The organism is Streptomyces sp. UC4497 (genome assembly GCF_054871485.1).
This window is the reverse complement of the sequence record NZ_JBTYHB010000004.1, coordinates 40,133-58,819: the sequence shown is the minus strand read 5'-3', so window position 1 is coordinate 58,819 and position 18,687 is coordinate 40,133. Positions and strand designations below refer to the sequence as shown.

General features: G+C 69.7%; 15 protein-coding genes. 6 read left to right on the top strand and 9 right to left on the bottom strand.

Annotated elements, in window-relative coordinates; all coding sequences use genetic code 11:
* Positions 1-2: 2 nt before the first annotated feature.
* The 6 genes from ACYSUO_RS07440 to ACYSUO_RS07415 all read right to left on the bottom strand — a co-directional run bounded on the left by ACYSUO_RS07440 (position 3) and on the right by ACYSUO_RS07415 (position 6,479).
* A complete protein-coding gene (locus tag ACYSUO_RS07440) occupies positions 3-1,226 on the bottom strand; it encodes a cytochrome P450 (protein WP_461775221.1) in 1,224 nt (407 codons plus the stop codon).
* Positions 1,223-2,068 (bottom strand): mycofactocin-coupled SDR family oxidoreductase, encoded by an 846-nt coding sequence (locus ACYSUO_RS07435; RefSeq protein ID WP_461775220.1) that lies wholly within the window; start codon positions 2,066-2,068, stop codon positions 1,223-1,225. Before ACYSUO_RS07435 ends, ACYSUO_RS07440 begins: the two co-directional genes overlap by 4 nt.
* 65 nt (positions 2,069-2,133) lie before the next feature.
* Positions 2,134-2,775 (bottom strand): SRPBCC family protein, encoded by a 642-nt coding sequence (locus ACYSUO_RS07430; RefSeq protein ID WP_461775219.1) that lies wholly within the window; start codon positions 2,773-2,775, stop codon positions 2,134-2,136.
* Complete coding sequence (locus ACYSUO_RS07425; RefSeq protein WP_461775218.1) at positions 2,772-3,269, bottom strand: (2Fe-2S)-binding protein; 498 nt, start codon at positions 3,267-3,269, stop codon at positions 2,772-2,774. Before ACYSUO_RS07425 ends, ACYSUO_RS07430 begins: the two co-directional genes overlap by 4 nt.
* Positions 3,262-4,140, bottom strand: coding sequence for an FAD binding domain-containing protein (locus ACYSUO_RS07420; protein ID WP_461775217.1), 879 nt, complete (start codon positions 4,138-4,140; stop codon positions 3,262-3,264). Before ACYSUO_RS07420 ends, ACYSUO_RS07425 begins: the two co-directional genes overlap by 8 nt.
* Entirely contained in the window at positions 4,137-6,479 is a 2,343-nt protein-coding gene (locus tag ACYSUO_RS07415; RefSeq protein WP_461775216.1) for a xanthine dehydrogenase family protein molybdopterin-binding subunit, read from the bottom strand. The genes ACYSUO_RS07420 and ACYSUO_RS07415 overlap by 4 nt, the downstream gene beginning before the upstream one ends.
* Before the next feature lie 114 nt (positions 6,480-6,593).
* Here ACYSUO_RS07415 and ACYSUO_RS07410 point away from each other — a divergent pair, with 114 nt between their 5' ends.
* Positions 6,594-7,217 carry a TetR/AcrR family transcriptional regulator gene (locus tag ACYSUO_RS07410; protein WP_461775215.1) on the top strand — a complete coding sequence of 208 codons (624 nt, stop codon included), beginning with the start codon at positions 6,594-6,596 and terminating at the stop codon, positions 7,215-7,217.
* A gap of 9 nt (positions 7,218-7,226) precedes the next feature.
* Here ACYSUO_RS07410 and uidA read toward each other — a convergent pair whose 3' ends face one another.
* Positions 7,227-9,062 carry a beta-glucuronidase gene (uidA, locus tag ACYSUO_RS07405; RefSeq protein ID WP_461775214.1) on the bottom strand — a complete coding sequence of 612 codons (1,836 nt, stop codon included), beginning with the start codon at positions 9,060-9,062 and terminating at the stop codon, positions 7,227-7,229.
* Between the two features lie 260 nt (positions 9,063-9,322).
* Between uidA and ACYSUO_RS07400 the strand changes: the two genes are divergently transcribed.
* Complete coding sequence (locus tag ACYSUO_RS07400; protein WP_461775213.1) at positions 9,323-9,934, top strand: TetR/AcrR family transcriptional regulator; 612 nt, start codon at positions 9,323-9,325, stop codon at positions 9,932-9,934.
* A gap of 3 nt (positions 9,935-9,937) precedes the next feature.
* Here the strand turns inward: ACYSUO_RS07400 and ACYSUO_RS07395 are convergent, their stop codons facing one another.
* Entirely contained in the window at positions 9,938-10,609 is a 672-nt protein-coding gene (locus ACYSUO_RS07395) for a TetR/AcrR family transcriptional regulator (RefSeq protein WP_461775212.1), read from the bottom strand.
* Between the two features lie 267 nt (positions 10,610-10,876).
* On the opposite strand from ACYSUO_RS07395, the gene ACYSUO_RS07390 reads away from it, so the two are divergent.
* From ACYSUO_RS07390 to ACYSUO_RS07375, 4 genes are all read left to right on the top strand, one after another.
* The gene (locus ACYSUO_RS07390) at positions 10,877-12,100 is read left to right on the top strand and encodes a family 1 glycosylhydrolase (RefSeq protein WP_461775211.1); all 1,224 of its coding nucleotides are present in this window, start codon (positions 10,877-10,879) and stop codon (positions 12,098-12,100) included.
* A gap of 71 nt (positions 12,101-12,171) precedes the next feature.
* Positions 12,172-13,467 (top strand): MFS transporter, encoded by a 1,296-nt coding sequence (locus ACYSUO_RS07385; protein WP_461775210.1) that lies wholly within the window; start codon positions 12,172-12,174, stop codon positions 13,465-13,467.
* A 51-nt stretch (positions 13,468-13,518) separates the two neighbouring features.
* Complete coding sequence (locus tag ACYSUO_RS07380; protein ID WP_461775209.1) at positions 13,519-16,224, top strand: family 78 glycoside hydrolase catalytic domain; 2,706 nt, start codon at positions 13,519-13,521, stop codon at positions 16,222-16,224.
* A 49-nt stretch (positions 16,225-16,273) separates the two neighbouring features.
* Positions 16,274-17,092 carry an SDR family NAD(P)-dependent oxidoreductase gene (locus tag ACYSUO_RS07375; RefSeq protein ID WP_461775208.1) on the top strand — a complete coding sequence of 273 codons (819 nt, stop codon included), beginning with the start codon at positions 16,274-16,276 and terminating at the stop codon, positions 17,090-17,092.
* A gap of 540 nt (positions 17,093-17,632) precedes the next feature.
* Here the strand turns inward: ACYSUO_RS07375 and ACYSUO_RS07370 are convergent.
* Positions 17,633-18,652, bottom strand: coding sequence for an LLM class flavin-dependent oxidoreductase (locus tag ACYSUO_RS07370; protein WP_461775207.1), 1,020 nt, complete (start codon positions 18,650-18,652; stop codon positions 17,633-17,635).
* Positions 18,653-18,687 lie beyond the last annotated feature (35 nt).

Below are 18,687 nucleotides of genomic sequence, written 5' to 3'. Positions count from 1 at the left end.
GGTCATGCTCCCGGAATGACGAGCGGCAGCGTCTTCCAGCCGCGTACGGTCGAGGTCTGGGCGAGTTCCGCGCCCTCCCAGTCGACGTCCCACCGCGGGAAGCGCCGCAGGATCTCCTCGGCCGCCACCTTGCCTTCGAGGCGGGCGAGCGCCGCGCCCAGGCAATAGTGGGCGCCGACTCCGAACGACATGTGCTGGGTGACCCGGTGGATGTCGAAACGGTCCGGGTCGGGGAAGCGCCGGGGGTCGCGGTTGGCCGCGGCCTGGATGAAGAGGAGGGCGCTGCCGGCCGGCACGGTGCCGCCGTGGAACTCGACGTCCTTGGTGACGTACCGGGCGGTGAACGGGCCGGTCGGCTCGAAGCGGAGGATCTCCTCGATGGCGCCCGGGATGAGGGACGGGTCGGCCACCAGCTCGCGCCGGGCCTCGGGGTAGCGGGCCATGACGGCGCCGAACCAGCCGATCAGGCGGCCCGTCGTCTCGTTCCCGGCTCCGGCGACCACCGTGCAGTAGGTGAGGACCTCCTCGTCGGTGAGGGTGCGCCGCACCCCCTTCTCGTCCTCGAACTCGGCCGTCATGAGTTCGGTCATCAGGTCGTCGGAGGGGTGGTTCTTGCGCCAGTCGATGTACTCCTGGAGCCCTTCGGTGTTCAGCATCTCCGAGGGGTCGAGCCTGCCGCGGCCGGTCGTGTCGAGCGTGGCGTCCGTCCGGTCGCGGAAGGTCGGCTGGTCGGCCTCCGGGATGCCGAGCAGCATGCCGATCACTCGCATGGGCATCTCGGCACCGACGGCCTCCACGAGGTCGAAGCGCTCCACGCCGGTGACGGGTTCGAGGACCCTCTCGCAGAACGCCCTTATCTGAGGCTCCAGTTGGGCAATGCGTCGCGGCGTGAAGACACGGGCGAGCAGGCGGCGGTGGAGGTCGTGAACCGGTGGGTCCTCGAAGATCAGGGTGCCGGGCGGAATCTCGACGTTCGCCTGGATGATCTCCAGGATGTCGCCGCGCCGGGACGAGAACGTCTGCCAGTCGGCGAGGCCGCTCTGGCAGTCGGCGTACCGGCTGACCGCGTAGAAGTCGTGCTGTTCGTTGTAGTAGAGCGGAGCTTCCTCACGCAGGCGGGCGTAGATCGGGTAGGGGTCCTGGGCGAACGCCGCGTCGAAGGGGTCCCAGTACACGGGGTCGGCGGTGGGCGTTGGGGTGGCTGTCGCGGTGTCCTTGGAGGTCATTTCAGCATGGCTCCCGCGTCGATGACGGTCGTGGTGCCGGTGACGAAGCGGCCTTCGTCGGAGGCCAGGTAGAGGATCGCGTTGCTGATGTCGCGCGCCTCGACCCACGGTGTGGGCAGCAGGTGCATCACCTGCGAGGCCTCGGCGAAGTCGTCGACGGTGGGGTTATCCAGGTCGGGGCGGAACATGTTGTACGTGCCCTGGTGCATGACCATCGGGGTGTTGACCTGCGACGGGTGCACGGAGTTGACCCGGATGTTGTGCTCTCCGAGCTCCCAGGCGAGCGTGCGCATGAGGCCGACGACGCCGTGCTTGGCGGCGATGTAGTGGCCGATGTTGGCGTGCCCGCGCAGCCCGCCGACCGAGCTGGTCAGGATGATAGAACCGCCGCGGCCGCCCGCGATGAGATGCGGGGTGGAGACCTTGGTGGTGAGCCAGACGCCGGTGAGGTTGACGTCGATCATGTCGCGCCAGGTCTTCTCGTCCATCTCGTGCATACGGGCGCCGTCGCTGCCGAGGCCGGCGTTGGCGCAGACGATGTCGAGGCGCCCGAACTGTTCCACGCCGTCGTCCACCGCCGCCTTCAGAGCGTCGTGGTCGCGGACGTCGGCCTGTACGGCGTGGATGCGTCGGCCCAGCTTCTGCACTTGATTGACGGTCTCTTCCAGGTCCTCCGGCGTCGACATCGGGAATTTGACGCCGTCGAGCTGCTTGCACACGTCGACGGCGATGATGTCGGCGCCCTCCTCGGCCAGGCGGATCGCGTGACTGCGTCCCTGGCCGCGCGCCGCACCGGTGATGAACGCGACTTTTCCTTCGACTCGTCCAGCTCGTTCGGGCATGGGGAACCTCGTTCCTGGGTGGGTGAGCAGGATGGGGAGGTGCTGTCTCTGGCCGGGCAGACCGGTCAGCGGTGGTGCCGACGTCGGCCGCGCAGGCCGAGGGCGAGGAGCAGGAGTGCTGCGGCCAGGGCAATGGGAGCGGTCCGCTTGAGGACGCCCCCGGCTCCGACCGCGTCGATGAGGTCGAGCGGGGCGGCGACCGACGCCGAGCCGGCTTCGGCCTCGGTCTCCACGGAGTTGTCTGCTCTCTCGGCAGTCGGCTCTGTGGCCAGCTCGGCTGCCAGGTTCGCTGCGAAGCGGTCCATCAGGGCGCCGGAGACGTCGGCGAGGGTACCCCGTCCGAACTGAGCCGGCTTTCCTGTGACGTTGAGCTCCGTCTCCACATGTACGTCGGTCCGGTCGCCACCTGCGGCGCTGAGACGGCAGGTCACCAGGGCCTTTGCCGTCCCGTTCCCGCGCACCTCTCGGCCGCCCGCCTCAAGGACCACGACCCGTTCCGTCTCATCGCGGGTCCGGAAGGTGACCGTGCCGGAGTACGTGAGGGCTATCGGCCCCAGCTTGACCTTGATGCGGCCCCGATGTTCATCGCCGGCGCTGTCCGTGAGGGTCGCGCCGGGCACGCAGGGGGCGACGCGTTCGACGTCGAGCAGGACGCGCCAGGCATCCTCCACGGCAACCGGAATGCCGAAGGTGTTCTCGAGCTTCATGCGGACTCCTCGGCGGCGGCCCGTACGGCCTTGATGATCCCTTGATAGCCGGTGCAGCGGCACAGGTTCCCGGTCAGCGCCTCGCGGATCTCGTCGTCGGTGGGCTTGGGGTTCTCGGCCAGGAAAGCGGTGACCGACACGATGAGACCGGGGGTGCAGAACCCGCACTGCAGCCCGTGGTGTTCTCGGAACGCGGCCTGGACCGTGGAGAGTTCTCCGTCGGGCCCGGCGATTCCCTCCACCGTGGTCACCTCGGCGCCATCGACCTGCACGGCAAACACGAGGCAGGCTCGTACCCCCTCCCCGTCGAGCAGCACGGTGCACGCGCCGCAGACGCCGTGTTCGCAGCCGAGATGGGTGCCGGTCAGGCCGCAGTTCACGCGGAGGAAGTCGGCCAGGGTGAGCCGAGCCGGAACAGACGCCCGTCGGCCGGTCCCGTTGACGCGTACGTGGATGTCGACCGTGGTGTTCTCGGTGGTCTGTCCGTCAGCCATGCAGTGCCTCCTGTACGGCGCGGCGCCAGGCGCGAGCGACCATGGCGGCGCCGACGCGGGTGCGGTAGGGGGCCGACCCGTGCAGGTCGGAGGGGACGGATTCGAGGCCCTCGGTCGCGGCACGGCCTATGTCATCGGCGTCGGCCTCCTTCGGATCGGAGCCGAGGAGCTCGGCCTCGACTCCCCCGGCCCGGACCGCCGTCGGGCCGAGTCCGAACAGACCGACGGCACACCGGTCGAGACGCCCGTCACCGTCCACCCGCAGCGCGACGGTGGCCCCGGCGATGGCGAAGTCCCCGCTGCGCCGTGCAAATTCCTCGATCGCGAAGCCACAACGCCCCTGCCAGACAGGGACGTTGATGCCGGTGAGCAGCTCGTCGTCGGCCAGTTCAGTGCTCCACATGCCGGTGAGGAAGCGCACGGCGGGAATGGTGCGGCGGCCGCGCGGCGAGAGTGCTTCCAGCTCCGCGTCCAGCGTCAGGGCCACCGCCGGGTACTCGGCCGCCGAGTCGGCGTGCGCGAGGGACCCGCCCACGGTGCCGCGGCTGCGGATCTGGAAGTGGCCTATGAACGGTGTGGCACGTGCGAGCAGCGGGACAGCGGCGCGCACTGCTTCGGAGCGCTGCACGGTGGCCTGGGTCGTCCCCGCCCCGATCCAGACCGTGTCGTCGTGGCGCCGCTCGATGCCGCGCAGCTCGTCGAGGCGGCGGAGGTCGATGAGGTGCCCGAACGACGCGAGCCGCAGCGCCAGCATGGGGACGAGACTCTGCCCGCCAGCGATGACCTTCGCCTCGTCGCCCAAATCCTGCAGCAGGGAGGCCACCTCAGCTGCCGTTGCGGGTGCGTGGTACGTGAATGCCGACGGTTTCACCGGGTCGTCTCCTGCCGTGCACGGGCCTCCTCGATGAGGCCGACGACCGACGAAGGTGTCAGCGGCAGTCGGCTGATGCGCACCCCCAGGGGCGCGAGCGCGTCGGCCACCGCATTGACGACAGCCGGCGCGGAACCGATCGCACCACCCTCGCCGACTCCCTTGTATCCACCGGGCCCTGGGCCGGGCGTCTCCACGTGGCCAACCTCGATGACCGGGACCTCGGTGGCCGTGGGCAGCAGATAGTCCATGAAGGTGGTCGAGACGGGGTTGCCGTCCTCGTCGTAGGCGAGCTCCTCGTAGAGTGCGCCGCCGATACCCTGGACGGTGCCGCCGAAGATCTGGCCTTCCACAACACTCGGATTGATCATCGGGCCGCAGTCCTCGCTGACGATGTACCGCAGCAGCTTCACCTCTCCCGTCGTCGCATCGACCTCGCAGGTGCACACGTGCGTCGCGTTCGCCCAGATCATCAGGTGCGGGGAGTGGTAACGGCCACTGGCCTCGAGCCCCGCGGGGACTCCGGGCGGCAGGGCGTGGACCTGGTAGTAGGCGATGTCGGCGATCTCCGCGAGGGTGAGGCTCCCTTCGCCGCCCTTCACCGTTGCGAGCCCCCGCGTGAACTCCACGTCCTCGACGGACACCTCGAGGCGGTGTGCGGCGATGGCAAGGATGCGTGTCCGCAGCGCTCCCGCCGTCTGAGCGATGGCTCCCGCTGTCATGGGCCCCGACCTGCTGCCGCCGGTCCCCGCCCCGTACGGAGTGACGGCCGTGTCGCCCTGGATGGTGCTGACGTCCTCGATGGCGGCACCCAGTGCGTCGGCGGTGAGCTGGACGACCGTCGTCTCCAGGCTGTTGCCGCACGAGCCCCCGGCGACGTACACATTGACCTTGCCGGAGGGTTCGATACGGATCGTGGCGCCCTCCGTGGCGTGGAACGGCGTGGCTCCCGCGGTCGGTTCGACGTACGTGCATGTGCCGACGCCCAGGTAACGCCCCTGTTCACGGGCCCGATCCTGCTCCGCGCGGAACGCGTCGTAGTCGAGGATCTTCAGCGCCTGCTCGAGTGTCTCGCGCGGGGAGATGTGGTCGTAGGGCATGCCGTTGAAGTTCGCGGTGGGCAGCTCGTCGCGGCCGAGCATGTTCCGACGGCGTAAATCGACTGGGTCGAGGCCGAGTTGACGCGCCGCCGTGTCGAGCAGTGTCTCGCGGGACATCGACTCGTACTGCCACGGGCCCCGATAGGCCACGCGCCCACTGGTGTTGGAGAACACGAAGCGGGAGCGGAACGTACCCTCGGGGATGCGGTACGGGCCGGGGAACAGCATGCCCACGGCGATGCCGCTCTGCACGGGTGACGGGGTCGGGTAGGCGCCCGCGTCCTGGACGTGGTCGAGGGTGGCGGCCAGGATCCGGCCGTCGTCGTCGAAGGCCATGCGGGCCTCGCCGTGCTCGTGGCGGGCCTGTCCGGCGGAGAGCAGGTGTTCCTGCCGGTCCTCGATCCATTTGAGCGCGGCCGGCAGTCTGGTGGCGGCGAGCATGACGCACATGTCCTCGCGCTGCGGCAGCACCTTCTGCCCGAACCCGCCTCCGGTGTCCCGCATCACGACGCGCACCCGGTGCTCGTCGACCCCGAGCAGGCGCGCGCAGAAGGCCCGCACCTCATGCGGGGACTGGGTGGCCGCCCAGACCGTCATCTCCCCGCCGGCCGCGGCCCATTCGGCGACGATGCCGCGGGTCTCCATGGGCACGGGGCCATGGGACTGCTGATGCAGCGTCTGCCCGACGACATGCGGTGCCCGCTCGAAGACGGGATCGAGGTCGGCCATGGGGCGCCCGCCCAATTCACCGACGAGATTGCCCGGCCGGTCCGCGTGCACCGACTCCGCGGAGTCCAGGGCGGTGGCGTAGTCGACGACCGGGGTCAGCGGATCGTAGTCGACGATCACCAACTCGGCTGCGTCCTCGGCGACATAGCGGTCCGTGGCCACGACCATCGCCACCGGGTCCCCGACGAACCGGACCTCACCCTCGGCCAGTGGCGGCCGGGGGGTGTCGGGGTCGTCGCGCCCATTGAGGGTGTACCACTGCTCGTTCACTTCCGGGTTGAGATCGGCAGCAACGAACACGGCCCGCACGCCGTCGAGTTGGAGTGCCTCGGCGGCGTCTATGCCGAGAATGCGGGCCCGCGCCATCGGGCTGCGCACGAAACAGGCGTGGAGCATGCCGGGCCGCACGACATCGTCGACGTAGGTGCCGGCGCCGGTCAGAAGTCGTGCGTCCTCGACGCGCAGCGTGCGCGTGCCGGTGTAGGCCACGTCGTCCACGGTTGATGCCATCGGTACTTTCCTCCGCTCAGGTGCTGAAACGCCAGATGCTGAACGAGTGTTTAACCGAAGTGCTGAACGACTGTTTAACACCCGCGTTCCGGGAGCGTCAAGCACAATGACGGCATGACTGCTCCCAGCCGCCCCCGCCGCATGGGCACCGAGAACTCCAAGACGCGCCTGCTCCTGCTCGACATCACGGAGCGGCTGATGCTGGAAGAGGGGTACGCGGCCGTCGGCGTACGGAAGGTGGCACGCGAGGCCGAAGTGGCCCCGGCGCTCGTCCTCTACTACTTCCGCACGCTCGACGACCTCTTCCTCGCGGTGCTACGACGGCGCGCGGACGACGAGTTGGAGCGGGTGACCCGCCACCTGAGCGGACCGCAGCCGCTACGCGCGCTCTGGCGCCTGAGCAGCCACCCCGGTAACGCGCTCACCACCGAGTTCGCGGCGCTGGCCAATCACCGCAAGTCGATCCGCGCCGATTTGGCCGCCCACGCGGAGCGCTACCGGGAGGCCCAGCTGGAGGCGCTCACGCGCGGCCTGGCGGCGTCCGGCACCGAGCTGCCCGCCGGGATGTCACCGGCCGTGCTGCTCGTCCTGACCAACGCGCTCGGCCGAAACCTCATGATGGAGCGTGCGATGGGCATGACGACGCGGCACGACGAGGCCCTGGCTTTCGTGGAGCAGTTCCTCCAGCAGTGCGAGGGCGCGCCCGGTTGTGCACCTGCAAAGACAACCGAGCAGTGAGGAGGCGGATCACCTCACATCGGGCCGCTGCCCCTGTCCTCCCTGTTCCCCCTGCTCTTCCGACGACGGCTTGCGCCCGCCGAGGCCCTGCCACCGCCGCCGCAGCTCGTGCGCGGCCGCCTTCGGCTTGCGGTCACGGGTGAAGACACCCTTGCGGTTGCCGTCGACACGGTGGATGCCGTGCGAAGTCTGGAAATCGGCGAAGTTCCAGACGTGTTCGCCGACGACGGCCTCGATCCGGTCGAACGCCCGGTGGCTCGCGGCGAGACAGGCCGACTGGTACTCCTCCGTCCACGGCTGGTCCCACACCGAGTGCAGGCCCGGCATGGTGTCCGCGCCGTACTCGCTCATGACGATCGGCTTACCGAACCTCTCGGCCCAGCCGCGCAGATCGCCCTCCATGTATGTCTCGGCCGCCGCGAGGTCGCCGGTCGCGATGTACCAACCGTAGTAGCGGTTGATGCACAAGACGTCGAAGAGTTCGGCGATGCGGTCGTTGTCCGACGTCGCGAACATCACGGCGGCGTAGGTGACCGGGCGGGTGGGGTCGAGCTTACGAGTGAGAGCGACGAGCGGCTCGAAGTACTCGCGGGCGCCCTGCTCGTTGGAGGACGGCTCGTTGGCGATGCACCACATCACCACGCTGGGGTGGTTCTTGTCGCGGTTGATGAGCTCGCGGATCGCCTGTGCGTGGGCGGCGCGGGTGTCGTCGTTGATGGTGTCGGGCGAGAAGGTGGGGCGCTGTGGGGCGCCCGTGAGGCCGGCCTCGACAGCGAGGTTGAGGCCGACGGCCGCCGTCTCGTCGATGACGACGATGCCGTGCCGGTCGGCGAAGTCCATCACCTCCTCCGCGTACGGATAGTGCGAGGTGCGGAAGGAGTTGGCACCGGTCCACTCCATGAGCTGGAAGTCGTGGACGAGGTAGGCGTCGTCGTGCCCCTTGCCGCGTACAGCGGTGTCCTCGTGCTTGCCGAAGCCGGTGAAGTAAAAGGGCTCGCCGTTGATGAGGAACTGTGTGCCGCGCACTTCGACGGTGCGGACGCCGAACGGCTGGGCATAGACGTCACGGATCTCCTCCCCGTCGACGATCTCGGCCACCAGCTCGTACAGGTATGCCGCCCCTGGCCGCCACGGCGTCACGTCCTCCAGGCGCAGCGTGCCGTTCGCGCTGTCGGCCGCCGCGACCTGGGTGCCCGTCGCGTCGAGCACTCGGACGCGCACCTCGGCGCTCTCGCTGACCTCGACCTCGTACTCGACCGTGCCTGTGGTGCCGTCGAGGCCGGTCACGACGGCGATGTCCTCGATGTAGACGGAGGGCACGCTGTAGAGCCACACGGAACGGGCGAGACCTGCGTAGTTGTAGAAGTCGTGCAGGTACGTCTGCTTGCGGCGGCCGTCCTGGGCGACCGTGATCCGGCCAGGCGGGATGGTGGTGTTGGTCAGTTCATTGCTGACGCCGATCGTGAGGCGGAACTCCCGGCCCGCATGGACGTGTTCGGTGATGTCTGCCTCGAACGGCGTGTATCCGCCGATGTGTTCGGCGACGAGTACGTCGTCGACGTACACCTTGCCTTCATGGGTCGCGGCGTCCACGCGCAGGATCACCAGTTCACCGTCCCAGCCTCGCGGCACGCGTACGGAGCGCTGGTACCAGACCCAGCCGACGTGGTCACGGATCGCGCTGTCGGTGAACAGGTCGTTGTAGCTGGCGGGGACGGCGGCTACGAGTGCGGTGTCGAGCGGCCCGGCCCACGGGCGATCACCGGCGGTGGTGGAGGTGGCGAACCTCCACAGGCCGTCGAGGTTCAGCAGCTCTCGGCTGGCGGTGGTACGGGGCTTCAGCATGGGTGCCTTTCTCGAAGCGGCCCGAAGCGGCTCGGATCGGGATGCGGGTCCATCGAGACCGCGAGGGAGCCAACCATTACCACGTGGTTGGTTTTTGCAGGGAACGTAAGCCCGTCAAGGAGGGGGCGGGAAGCCTGCGGTTCGACTTCGTGATCAGAGCGTTATCCGGCGGCGGTGCGCCGCACCCGGACCACCCTCGGTAGGTTTTTGAGGGAGTCCGCGATCAGCAGGGCCCGTCGACCACCGGGAGGAACCGCACCGTGAGCCAGGCAAAACCCCGCGGGCCGTACGCCAAGACGGCGGCCAGGCAAGCGGAGATCGTCAGGGCGGCACGCGACAGCTTCGCGGAGCACGGGTTCACCAAGGCCTCCCTCCGCGACATCGCCGAACGGGCCGGCATCACCCACGCCGGGTTGCTTCACCACTTCCGGAACAAGGACGAGCTGCTCGCCGCCGTGCTCGCCGAACGCGACACACAGGAGTGGCAGCGCGGCCTGGCGCAGGTCGGCGACATGGATCAACTGGCGCCATACCTGGGAGACTTGCTGCGCCACCACCAGCAGGCCCCCGAATTGATGCGCCTGTGGATCGAGCTCGCCGCGGCCGCCTCCCGCCCGGGCCATCCGGCGCACACCTACTTCGCCCAGCGCTACGACCTGGGGCGCACGCAATTCACCGAGGGCATGCGCGACATGGCGGAGCGCGGTGAACTGCACGAAGGCCTGGCGCCCGAGCATGCCGCAATCCTGCTGCAGGCCGTCCTCAACGGTCTGCAGTTGCAGTGGCTGTTGGACGACGATCTCGACATCGTCGGGCCGGTCCAGTCGTTCCTGCGGATGGTGTTCCGGGCCGGCCCAGCGGACGCCGCGTGACGCTCATTCGGCCTCGGACTCCTCGGTGTCGCCCTCCGGGTCGATGACCGTCTGCATGAAGATCTCCAGCAGGCGCAACGAGTCGCGCGACGGATCGAGCAGCGTCTGGATCCGCAGGCCGTCCATCATCGCGAGCACCATGACCACCTTCTCGTCGGCGGACAGGTCGGGACTGTCGTACGCCGTGCGCAGGGTGCCGCTACGGAAGCGCGTACGCATCCGTTCGCGGCGTCCGGCGAAGAACTCGTGCGCCGGGTGGGCCGGACTCGTCGCGGCGATCGCCAGGGCCAACCAGTTGCGCTGATAGTCGGGATCCGCGAACTCGTCGGCAAGCACCGCGCTGAGCACGGCAGGGCCGGCGGTACCCGACGCGACGATCCGGGCAGCCTGCTCCTCTTCATCCGCCTCACGCTGGGCCAGCGCCGCCAGCAGCAGTTCTTCCTTGCCCGAGAAGTGACGCAGAAGCGCCGCGTGCGTCACGCCGGCCCGCGCAGCGATGTCCCGCAGGGAAGCCCGCTCGTAGCCGTGCTCGGCGAAACTCGCCAAGGCCGCGCGCACGATCTGCAACCGCCGGGCGGGCGTCGTCGCGTACGGCCCTCGACGACGGGTGCCCGTACCGGCCCTTGCGCCGGACCCCGCGTCGGCCCCAGCGCCGGTCCCGGTGGTCGAACTCATGCTGTCTCCTGCGCTGTTGAGGACGTATCCACGACAACTCCGGCGCGGGTCTTGCCTTCCGCTGTCGCCCCGGAGTTTAATCTCCCCGAAATGTAGCCACCGTGGTTACATTCTGCAGCCAGGAACCCAGAACCCGACCGTTCCACGGCCTGAGCGACTCACACGGCGTACGTACGCGCCGCTACCTCCTCCCCCTCTCCGCCCAGCGCGCGCCGCCGCAGATCCAGATCGAGCAGCGATACGTGCCCCACGCGAAGGACCCGAGACATGCCCGAGAAGAACGGCTTCCTCTGGGGAGCCGCCACCGCCCCGCACCAGATCGAGGGCAACAACATCAACAGCGACTGGTGGGTACGCGAAGGCCAGGTGCCGGGACTGGAGCGCAGCGGTGACGCCTGCGACAGCTACCACCGCTACGAGGAGGACATGCGACTGCTCGCCGACGCCGGGCTCACCTCGTACCGGTTCGGTGTGGAGTGGGCGCGCATCGAACCCGTCCCCGGCGAGTTCTCACGCGCCGAACTCGCCCACTACCGGCGGATGATCGACACCGCGCTCGGCCTCGGCCTCGCCCCGGTGATCACCCTGCACCACTTCACCAACCCGCGCTGGTTCACCGAGGAGGGCGGCTGGCTCGGCGAACGCGCTGTCGACCGATTCGCCTCGTACGTGGAGCGGGTGACCGGAATCCTCGGCGATGTCCCGTACGTCGCCACCATGAACGAGCCCAACATGCTCGCGATGATGATGACCATGGAGCGCCAGCTGCTCCAGCAACAACAGGCCCGGTCACAGGCGCAGGCACAGGCGTCCGACGTCTGGCAGAGCCCGACCGTCGACAACGACTTCCGCCCCAAGCTGCCGGCCCCGGACACCACCATCGGCGAGGCCCTGGTCAAGGCACACCACGCGGTGCGCGACATCGTGCGCACCAACACCGACGCCGCCGTCGGCTGGACGGTCGCCAACCGCGCCTTCGCCGCCCGCCCGGGCGCGGAGGACAAGCTCGCCGAACTCCAGTACGTCTGGGAGGACCTGTACCTGGAGGCCGCGCGCGGTGACGACTTCGTCGGCGTCCAGTCGTACTCGAGCCAGTGGGTCGGCAAGGACGGCATCGAACCGCACCCCCAGCTTCCCGACAACACCCAGGTCGGCACCGCCTACCGGCCCGACGCGCTCGGCATGGCCGTCCGGCACACCTGGGACGTCACCGGTGGCGTACCGATCCTGGTGACCGAGAACGGCATCGCCACGGACGACGACGTGCGGCGCATCGCCTACACGGACGAGGCGTTGCGGCACCTGTTCGCCGCGGCGGACGACGGCGTCGACGTGCGCGGCTATCTGCACTGGACCGCACTCGACAACTTCGAGTGGGGGCACTGGGGACCGACGTTCGGCCTGATCGCCGTGGACCGGGAGTCCTTCGAGCGCCGCCCCAAGCCGAGCCTCGCGTGGCTCGGCGATGTGGCCCGCCGCGGCCGCCCCTGAGCCACTCACCACCACCCATCCCCCTCACCCATCCCGCCACCGATCGATGACGGACTGACGACGGAGTCACCGTGCACGACGAACCCCTGCCCGCGGCCGGCCCAGAGCAGGCCGACGCCAAGAGTGCGCCACCGCCCCTGAAGCCGGTGAGCAAGAGCTACCTCTTCTGGATGATGGCCGCCAACTTCGGCGTCGGCATGGCCTACATCCTCCCCCTCTCGTACACGCTCACCCTGCGCATCGATCAACTCGCGCCGGGCAGAGAGGAGTTGTTGGGTTACGTCACCGGAACCGCCCAGGCCGTCTTCCTCCTCGCCAGCCCGCTCATCGGCGTCTGGAGCGACCGGACACGTACCCGAGTGGGGCGCCGCCGCCCCTTCCTCGTCGGTGGCAGCGCCCTGGGCCTGCTCGCCCTGGCCGGCATCGCCGTCGCGCCCAACCTTCTTCTGATCGGTGCCGGTTGGGTGCTCGCGATGCTGGGCTGGGCGACGGCATCCCAGGCGATCCTCACCCTCCAGGCAGACCGTATCCCCGAGGAGCAGCGGGGCAAGGTCTCCGGACTCACCGGGCTGACCGGGCAAGTGGGGCCGGTCATCGGCATCGGCATCGCATCGGCCATCGGAAGCACCTTCCTGGTCTTCGTCCTGCCGGGCCTTCTCGGCCTCGCCTGCGCGGTGGTATTCGCCCTGCGCGGCTCCGAACCGGACTCCCGCCCGCTGGCCCCGGCCGCACGGGTATCCATGAAGGAAATCCTGGCGAGCTACGTCTTCAACCCGCGCAAGTACCCCGACTTCGGCTGGAACTGGCTGGGCCGGTTCATCTTCTTCATGGGGCTGTACTTCAACACGACGTTCGCCACCTTCTTCTACGCGCAGCGGCTCGACCTCCCCGTCAAGGAGGTCGCCGGGGCCGTCGCGGTCGTCGGGATGACCGGCATGGTCGCGGCGATGGCGGGCGCGGTCGGCGGCGGTTTCCTGTCGGACAAGCTCGGCCGGAGGCGGCTGTTCACGCTCATCGGCGCGCTGGTGTTCATCTGTGGCGCCGTCGTGGAAGCCTCCGCCTATTCGCTGCCGCTGCTGATGACCGGCTCGGTGCTCATGCAGCTCGCCATCGCGCTGTTCAGCTCCGTGGACCAGGCGATCGTGATGGCCGTGCTGCCGAACCGCGCCGAGGCCGGCCGGTACATGGCGGTGGTCGCGTTCTCCCAGAAGATACCGAGCGCGCTCGCCCCACTCATCGCCCCACTGATCATCACCATCGGCGTGACGGACGGCGTCAAGAACTACACGGCGCTCTATCTCACCGGCGCCGTGTTCGCCCTGGTCGGCGGCCTGTTGATCTTTACTCGTGTGCGTTCCGTCCGCTGACGTGCACCCGCACCGTTATCCCGCACCTTCCCCATCGCGATACGGAGAACCATGTCCGAGCACGCACCGACGAACCTGAGGACAGACAGCACGGGCGGCGGCTTCGTCGTCTGTGGTGCCGGCCCTCACCTGTCCTGGCAGCTGCCAGAAGGCTGGGCGGAGCAGGACGGTTACGTGCTCGACGCGAGCGTCAACGGCGTCGGCCTGCCCCCGGTAGAGGCCGCCTCACGCAGGCATCTGTTCGTCGCCTGGCCGTGGCGGCCCCTGGGCAGCCGGGACAGGGTGAGCTGGCGCGTACGCGGCCGCCGGGACACCACGTTGTCGCCGTGGTCGGCGCCGGCCCGCTTCGAGGTGGGGCTGCTGGCGCAGGACTGGACGGCGCACTGGATCTCGCCGCCCGAGTCCGACGCCGACCGCGCCGAGCCGCACCGGCCCGCGTACACACTGCAGGACTCCTTCGTCCTCGACCGGCCAGGAACCCACGCCCGTCTCTACGCCACCGCCCTCGGAATCTACGAGGTGTACCTCAACGGCCATCGCGTCGGTGACACCGAACTCGCCCCGGGCTCGACGTCGTACGCCGACACGCTCTACGCACAGGCCGAGGACATCGACCACCTCCTGCGCGAGGGACAAAACGACATCGAGATCGTGCTCTCGGACGGCTGGTACCGAGGCAAGACGGGCGCGTGGCGCAAGCCCGCCCGCTGGGGCACCCGTACGGCCGCCCGCCTGGAAGTACACATGGAGAACGCCGACGGCCGGTGGACACGTGCCCTCGGCACCGGCCCGCGATGGTCGTGCCGACCGAGCACCGTCGTACGCGCCGACCTCATGGATGGACAGACCACCGACCTCACCGCCCTCCGCCCCACTCGCCTGCCCGTCGTCGTCGACGCCGTCGAGGCCCCACCGGTCGACTGGTCGCCCGCGCCGCCGGTGCGGCGGATCGAGCGGCTCGAACCAATCCATGTGACCCGCACGGCGAGCGGTGCGAGTGTCGTCGACTTCGGGCAGAACACGTCGGGCCGCATCCGCCTCACCGGTCTCGGCCCGGCCGGCACCCGCACAGTGATCGACCACGGCGAACATCTCGACGCCCACACAGGGGACTTGACGACCCACCACCTCGACAGCGTCCGGCCCGGCGAAGAACCCCGGCGGTTCGTGCAGCGCGACGAGGTCGTCTCCGACGGGACGGCGGACGCGGCCTTCGAGCCCCGCCACACCGTCCACGGATTCCGCTACGCCAGTGTCCGACGCGACGACGGCTCCGGAACCGGCACCGAGATCGCCCCGTCGTCGATCTCCCTGGAGGTCATCCACACCGACCTGCGTCCCACCGGCAGCTTCGCCTGCAGCGATCCGGACCTGACCCGCCTGCATGAGGTCGCCCGCTGGAGCTTTCGCGGCAACGCCGTCGACGTGCCCACCGACTGCCCCACCCGCGAGCGCCTCGGCTGGACCGGCGACTACCAGGTGTTCGTCTCGACGGCGGTGCGGATGTTCGACGTCGACGGATTCTCGCGCAAGTGGCTGCGCTCCGTGCGCGACGACCAGCTGCCGGACGGCCGGATCGCCAACTCCTCCCCCGACCCCAATCACTTGAAGCAGTATCCGGATCCGATGGTCGACCACATCACCGGCTCGGCGGGGTGGGGCGACGCCGTCGTGCACGTGCCGTGGGTCCTGTACGAGACGTACGGCGACGATCTCGTCCTCGCGGAGAACTGGGACGCGATGGTCGATTGGGTCAACTTCGCACTGAAAGCCGCCAGTTCGGCACGTCACCCCTCGCGCGTCGAGCGCTCGGTGACACCGCTGCCACACGAGGCGTACCTGTGGGACGGCACCTTCCACTGGGGCGAGTGGTGCGAGCCGAAGAAGCGTGCGGCGGACGGCACACCCATCGACCCGGTGGCGAGCGACCCCGTGGCGTGGTTCATGGCCGACAAGGGCGAGGTCGGCACCGCCTACCTCTACCGCTCGGTCCACACGCTTGCCGCGATCGCCCACACCCTCGGCCGACCCCGCGACGCACACCAGTACGCCGTACTCGCCCAGCGCGTACGCGAGGCCTGGCGGACGGAGTTCCTGGACGGCGAAGGGCGTACGGCCGCGGACACACAGGCGGGTTACGTACGGGCCCTCGCCTTCGGCCTGATCCCGCCACACCTCCGAGACGCGGCGGCGCGGCACCTGGTCTCCCTGATCCGCGCGGCGGACGACCACCTCGACACGGGCTTCCTGTCGACGGCCGACCTGCTGCCCGTCCTGGCCGACACCGGTCACGCCGACGTCGCCTACGCCGTCCTCACCCAGCGCACCGAACCGTCGTGGCTCACCATGCTCGACCGCGGCGCGACCACGATCTGGGAGGACTGGGACGGCGTCGACACCGACGGCAACGCCACTGCCTCGCTGAACCACTACAGCAAGGGCGCCGTCGTCCGGTTCCTGCATACGCACACGCTCGGCCTGCGTCAGGCGCCGGGCTCTGCAGCCTGGGAGTCGTTCATCGTGGCGCCCGTCCTGGGAGCAGGTCTGACGTGGGCGTCGGGGACGTTCGACGGGCCGCAGGGCACCATCGCCGTCGACTGGTCGGTCGACGGCGACCTGTTCTGGATCGACGTCGCGGTGCCTCCCGGCTCGACGGCCACGGTCGTCCTGCCCGACGGCACCTCCGTCGACGGCGGTCCAGGCCCGCTGCATGCCCGGTGCGCGGTCCCGGCACCGCGGCCGCTGCCCGTCCCGTGACCACCACCACGGCCGCCCGGCCGTCACCTTTCCTACAGAGGAGCACGCCATGCCCATGTCCATGCCCGACGTCTCGACCCGCTCGATCGCCGAACTCGCCTCCCTCGACGGTCGTGCCACCGTGGTGACCGGCGGCGGACGCGGCCTCGGAAAGGCGATAGCCGGCCGACTCGCCGAGGCCGGTGCCCGCGTCCTCGTCGCGGACGTCGACGGGCCCCTTGCGAAGTCCGCGGCCGCCGACCTCGCGGGCCGCTACGGCACCGAGGCCGTGGGCGTCGAGACGGACGTGACGGACTCGGACAGCGTGCGCGCCGCCGCCGACCTCGCGGCAGAACACTGGGGCCACCTCGACGCGTGGGTGAACAACGCGGGCGTCTTCCCCAGCGTCCCGATCTCCGACATGGACGATGCGACGTGGGACACCGTCTTCGCCGTCAACGCCCGCGGCACCCTCGTGGGCACCCGGGAAGCCGCCCGCGTCATGACCGCCGGCGGGCGCGGCGGCGTGATCGTCAACGTCTGCTCGACCGCCGGTTTCCGGGGCAGCGCGCCCGGCCTCGCCGCGTACGTCGGGTCGAAGCACGCGGTTCGGGGCCTCACCCGACAGAGCGCCCTGGAGCTGGCACCGCAGGGTATCCGAGTCCTCGGGGTCGCCCCCAGTTATGTGCCGACGGAGGGAAACCAACTGGCCGCCACCGAGGCCGACACGCCCCTCCAGGAGGACAGCGTCCCGCTGATGCTGACCAGCCCCGTCGGCCGCATCGGCACCCCCGACGACATCGCCCGCGTAGCGTTCTTCTGCGTCAGCGACCTGTCGATGTACATGACCGGCAGCACACTCCTCGCCGACGGCGGCACCACCGCCTGACACACCTCGGCACGGCCGGCCGGAGCCGGGCGGTCTCAGTCCCGCCCGGCGGACGCCCCCTTGCCCGTTGCCGACGACGTGGGAAGTGACTCCACCGCCCCCACAATCTCCCTCTGGAGTTCGTCCACGCCGAAGTCGGGTCCCAGGACCATCCGTCACAGCTGCGGCATGGCGACACTCCAGCTCGCGAGGGCCACAACGGCCATCGGCCCCATCAAGGCATCGCGAACGCCCGGCCGCTCCGCCCACCACCCTCACGCATCGCCGAACCGGAGAAGACCACCCGTGTCGACATACGGAAACGCGGGCGCCTCGACGGCATCCTGCACGAGTACCAACCTACGGCGTGACCAGCACGTATGGCGTTTCCGGCAAGCGCAAGGCAAAGGGACAGTGGGAGCGTGCTCGCCAGCGCACGCACCGTCGAGCAGCTCCCAGCCCTGCTCGCCGCCGTCGAGCTCGACCTGACCGAGCAGGAGACGAAGGCACTCGACGAAGTGTCCGCGCACGTACCGGAGTGAGACGAGCGGGCCGCCGCGGTCAGGCGGCGCGCAGCACGCGCGCGAGTTCCTCCAGCGCCTGGAGCGGGTCCGCGCCGACCGGGGTGAGGACGGCGGTGGTGGCCCCCGCACGGAAACGCTCGTGCAAGCGGGCGCGGACCGAGGACGGGGTCCCGGCCAGGCTGAGCTCGCCGAGCCACTCCTTCGGCAGCGCCGCCGCGAACTCCTCTCGCGTGGCGCACCGTTCACGCAGGCGGGCGAAGTCGTCCGCGAAGGGCAGCGGGGCGATGTGCGCGGCCCAGTCCGGCTCGCCGATCCAGGCGAGGCCGGGCCGGACCCGGTCCAGGGCCACGGCCTCGTCGTCGTCCACGGCTGCGACGTCGTACGTGATCACCTGCCGGGGCCGGTCCGCCGAATCGGGCTCGTCACCCATGGCCGCCAGCGACGCGGTGACGTACGCGGGCGGGGCCGGCTCCGCGAGCAGCACACCCTCCGCCAACTTCCCTGCCACCGCTTGCGACTTCGGCCCGCGCACACCGAGTACCACCGGCGGGACGGCGCCCGGCTCCGGCACCTCGCCGATGACCACGCCCTGGACCTGCACGTACCGCCCGTTCTCAGGGCCCGGCCGTCCACGCAGCAGCGTTCGTACGGCGACGGTGTACTCGCGCAGCAGCGTCAGCGGACTCTCCGGCCAGGCACCCGCCTGACGCATCCACTCCGGCATGCCGTGCCCGATGCCGGCGGTGACTCGCCCGGGGAAGAGCTGACCCAAGGTGCCCAACTCCATCGCCGCATAAGCAGCGTTGCGCGCACCGGCAGGCATGATCCCGATGCCGACAGTCACCCGACCCGTCGCCGCGAGCACCGCCCCGGCCTGCGCCACTCCCCCGCGGAACCCGAGATCCTCGACCACCCACACCTCGTCGAACCCGAGCTCCTCGGCCCGCCGCGCGAAGGGCAGCACCTGCCCGGCAGGCAGATCCCGGGGCACCATCACCCCGATCCGGCCACCGGGACTCCCGTCCCCCGTACCGATTCCGGTTCCACTTGTCACCATCCGGCCCACCGCCCCATCCCTCATCGTCCGACGTC

Coding starts and splice junctions, on each gene's coding strand:
- ACYSUO_RS07440 (WP_461775221.1), bottom strand. CDS start 1,226: ATGACCTCCAAGGACACCGCGACAGCCACCCCAACGCCCACCGCCGAC.
- ACYSUO_RS07435 (WP_461775220.1), bottom strand. CDS start 2,068: ATGCCCGAACGAGCTGGACGAGTCGAAGGAAAAGTCGCGTTCATCACC.
- ACYSUO_RS07430 (WP_461775219.1), bottom strand. CDS start 2,775: ATGAAGCTCGAGAACACCTTCGGCATTCCGGTTGCCGTGGAGGATGCC.
- ACYSUO_RS07425 (WP_461775218.1), bottom strand. CDS start 3,269: ATGGCTGACGGACAGACCACCGAGAACACCACGGTCGACATCCACGTA.
- ACYSUO_RS07415 (WP_461775216.1), bottom strand. CDS start 6,479: ATGGCATCAACCGTGGACGACGTGGCCTACACCGGCACGCGCACGCTG.
- ACYSUO_RS07410 (WP_461775215.1), top strand. CDS start 6,594: ATGACTGCTCCCAGCCGCCCCCGCCGCATGGGCACCGAGAACTCCAAG.
- uidA (WP_461775214.1), bottom strand. CDS start 9,062: ATGCTGAAGCCCCGTACCACCGCCAGCCGAGAGCTGCTGAACCTCGAC.
- ACYSUO_RS07395 (WP_461775212.1), bottom strand. CDS start 10,609: ATGAGTTCGACCACCGGGACCGGCGCTGGGGCCGACGCGGGGTCCGGC.
- ACYSUO_RS07390 (WP_461775211.1), top strand. CDS start 10,877: ATGCCCGAGAAGAACGGCTTCCTCTGGGGAGCCGCCACCGCCCCGCAC.
- ACYSUO_RS07380 (WP_461775209.1), top strand. CDS start 13,519: ATGTCCGAGCACGCACCGACGAACCTGAGGACAGACAGCACGGGCGGC.
- ACYSUO_RS07375 (WP_461775208.1), top strand. CDS start 16,274: ATGCCCATGTCCATGCCCGACGTCTCGACCCGCTCGATCGCCGAACTC.
- ACYSUO_RS07370 (WP_461775207.1), bottom strand. CDS start 18,652: ATGGTGACAAGTGGAACCGGAATCGGTACGGGGGACGGGAGTCCCGGT.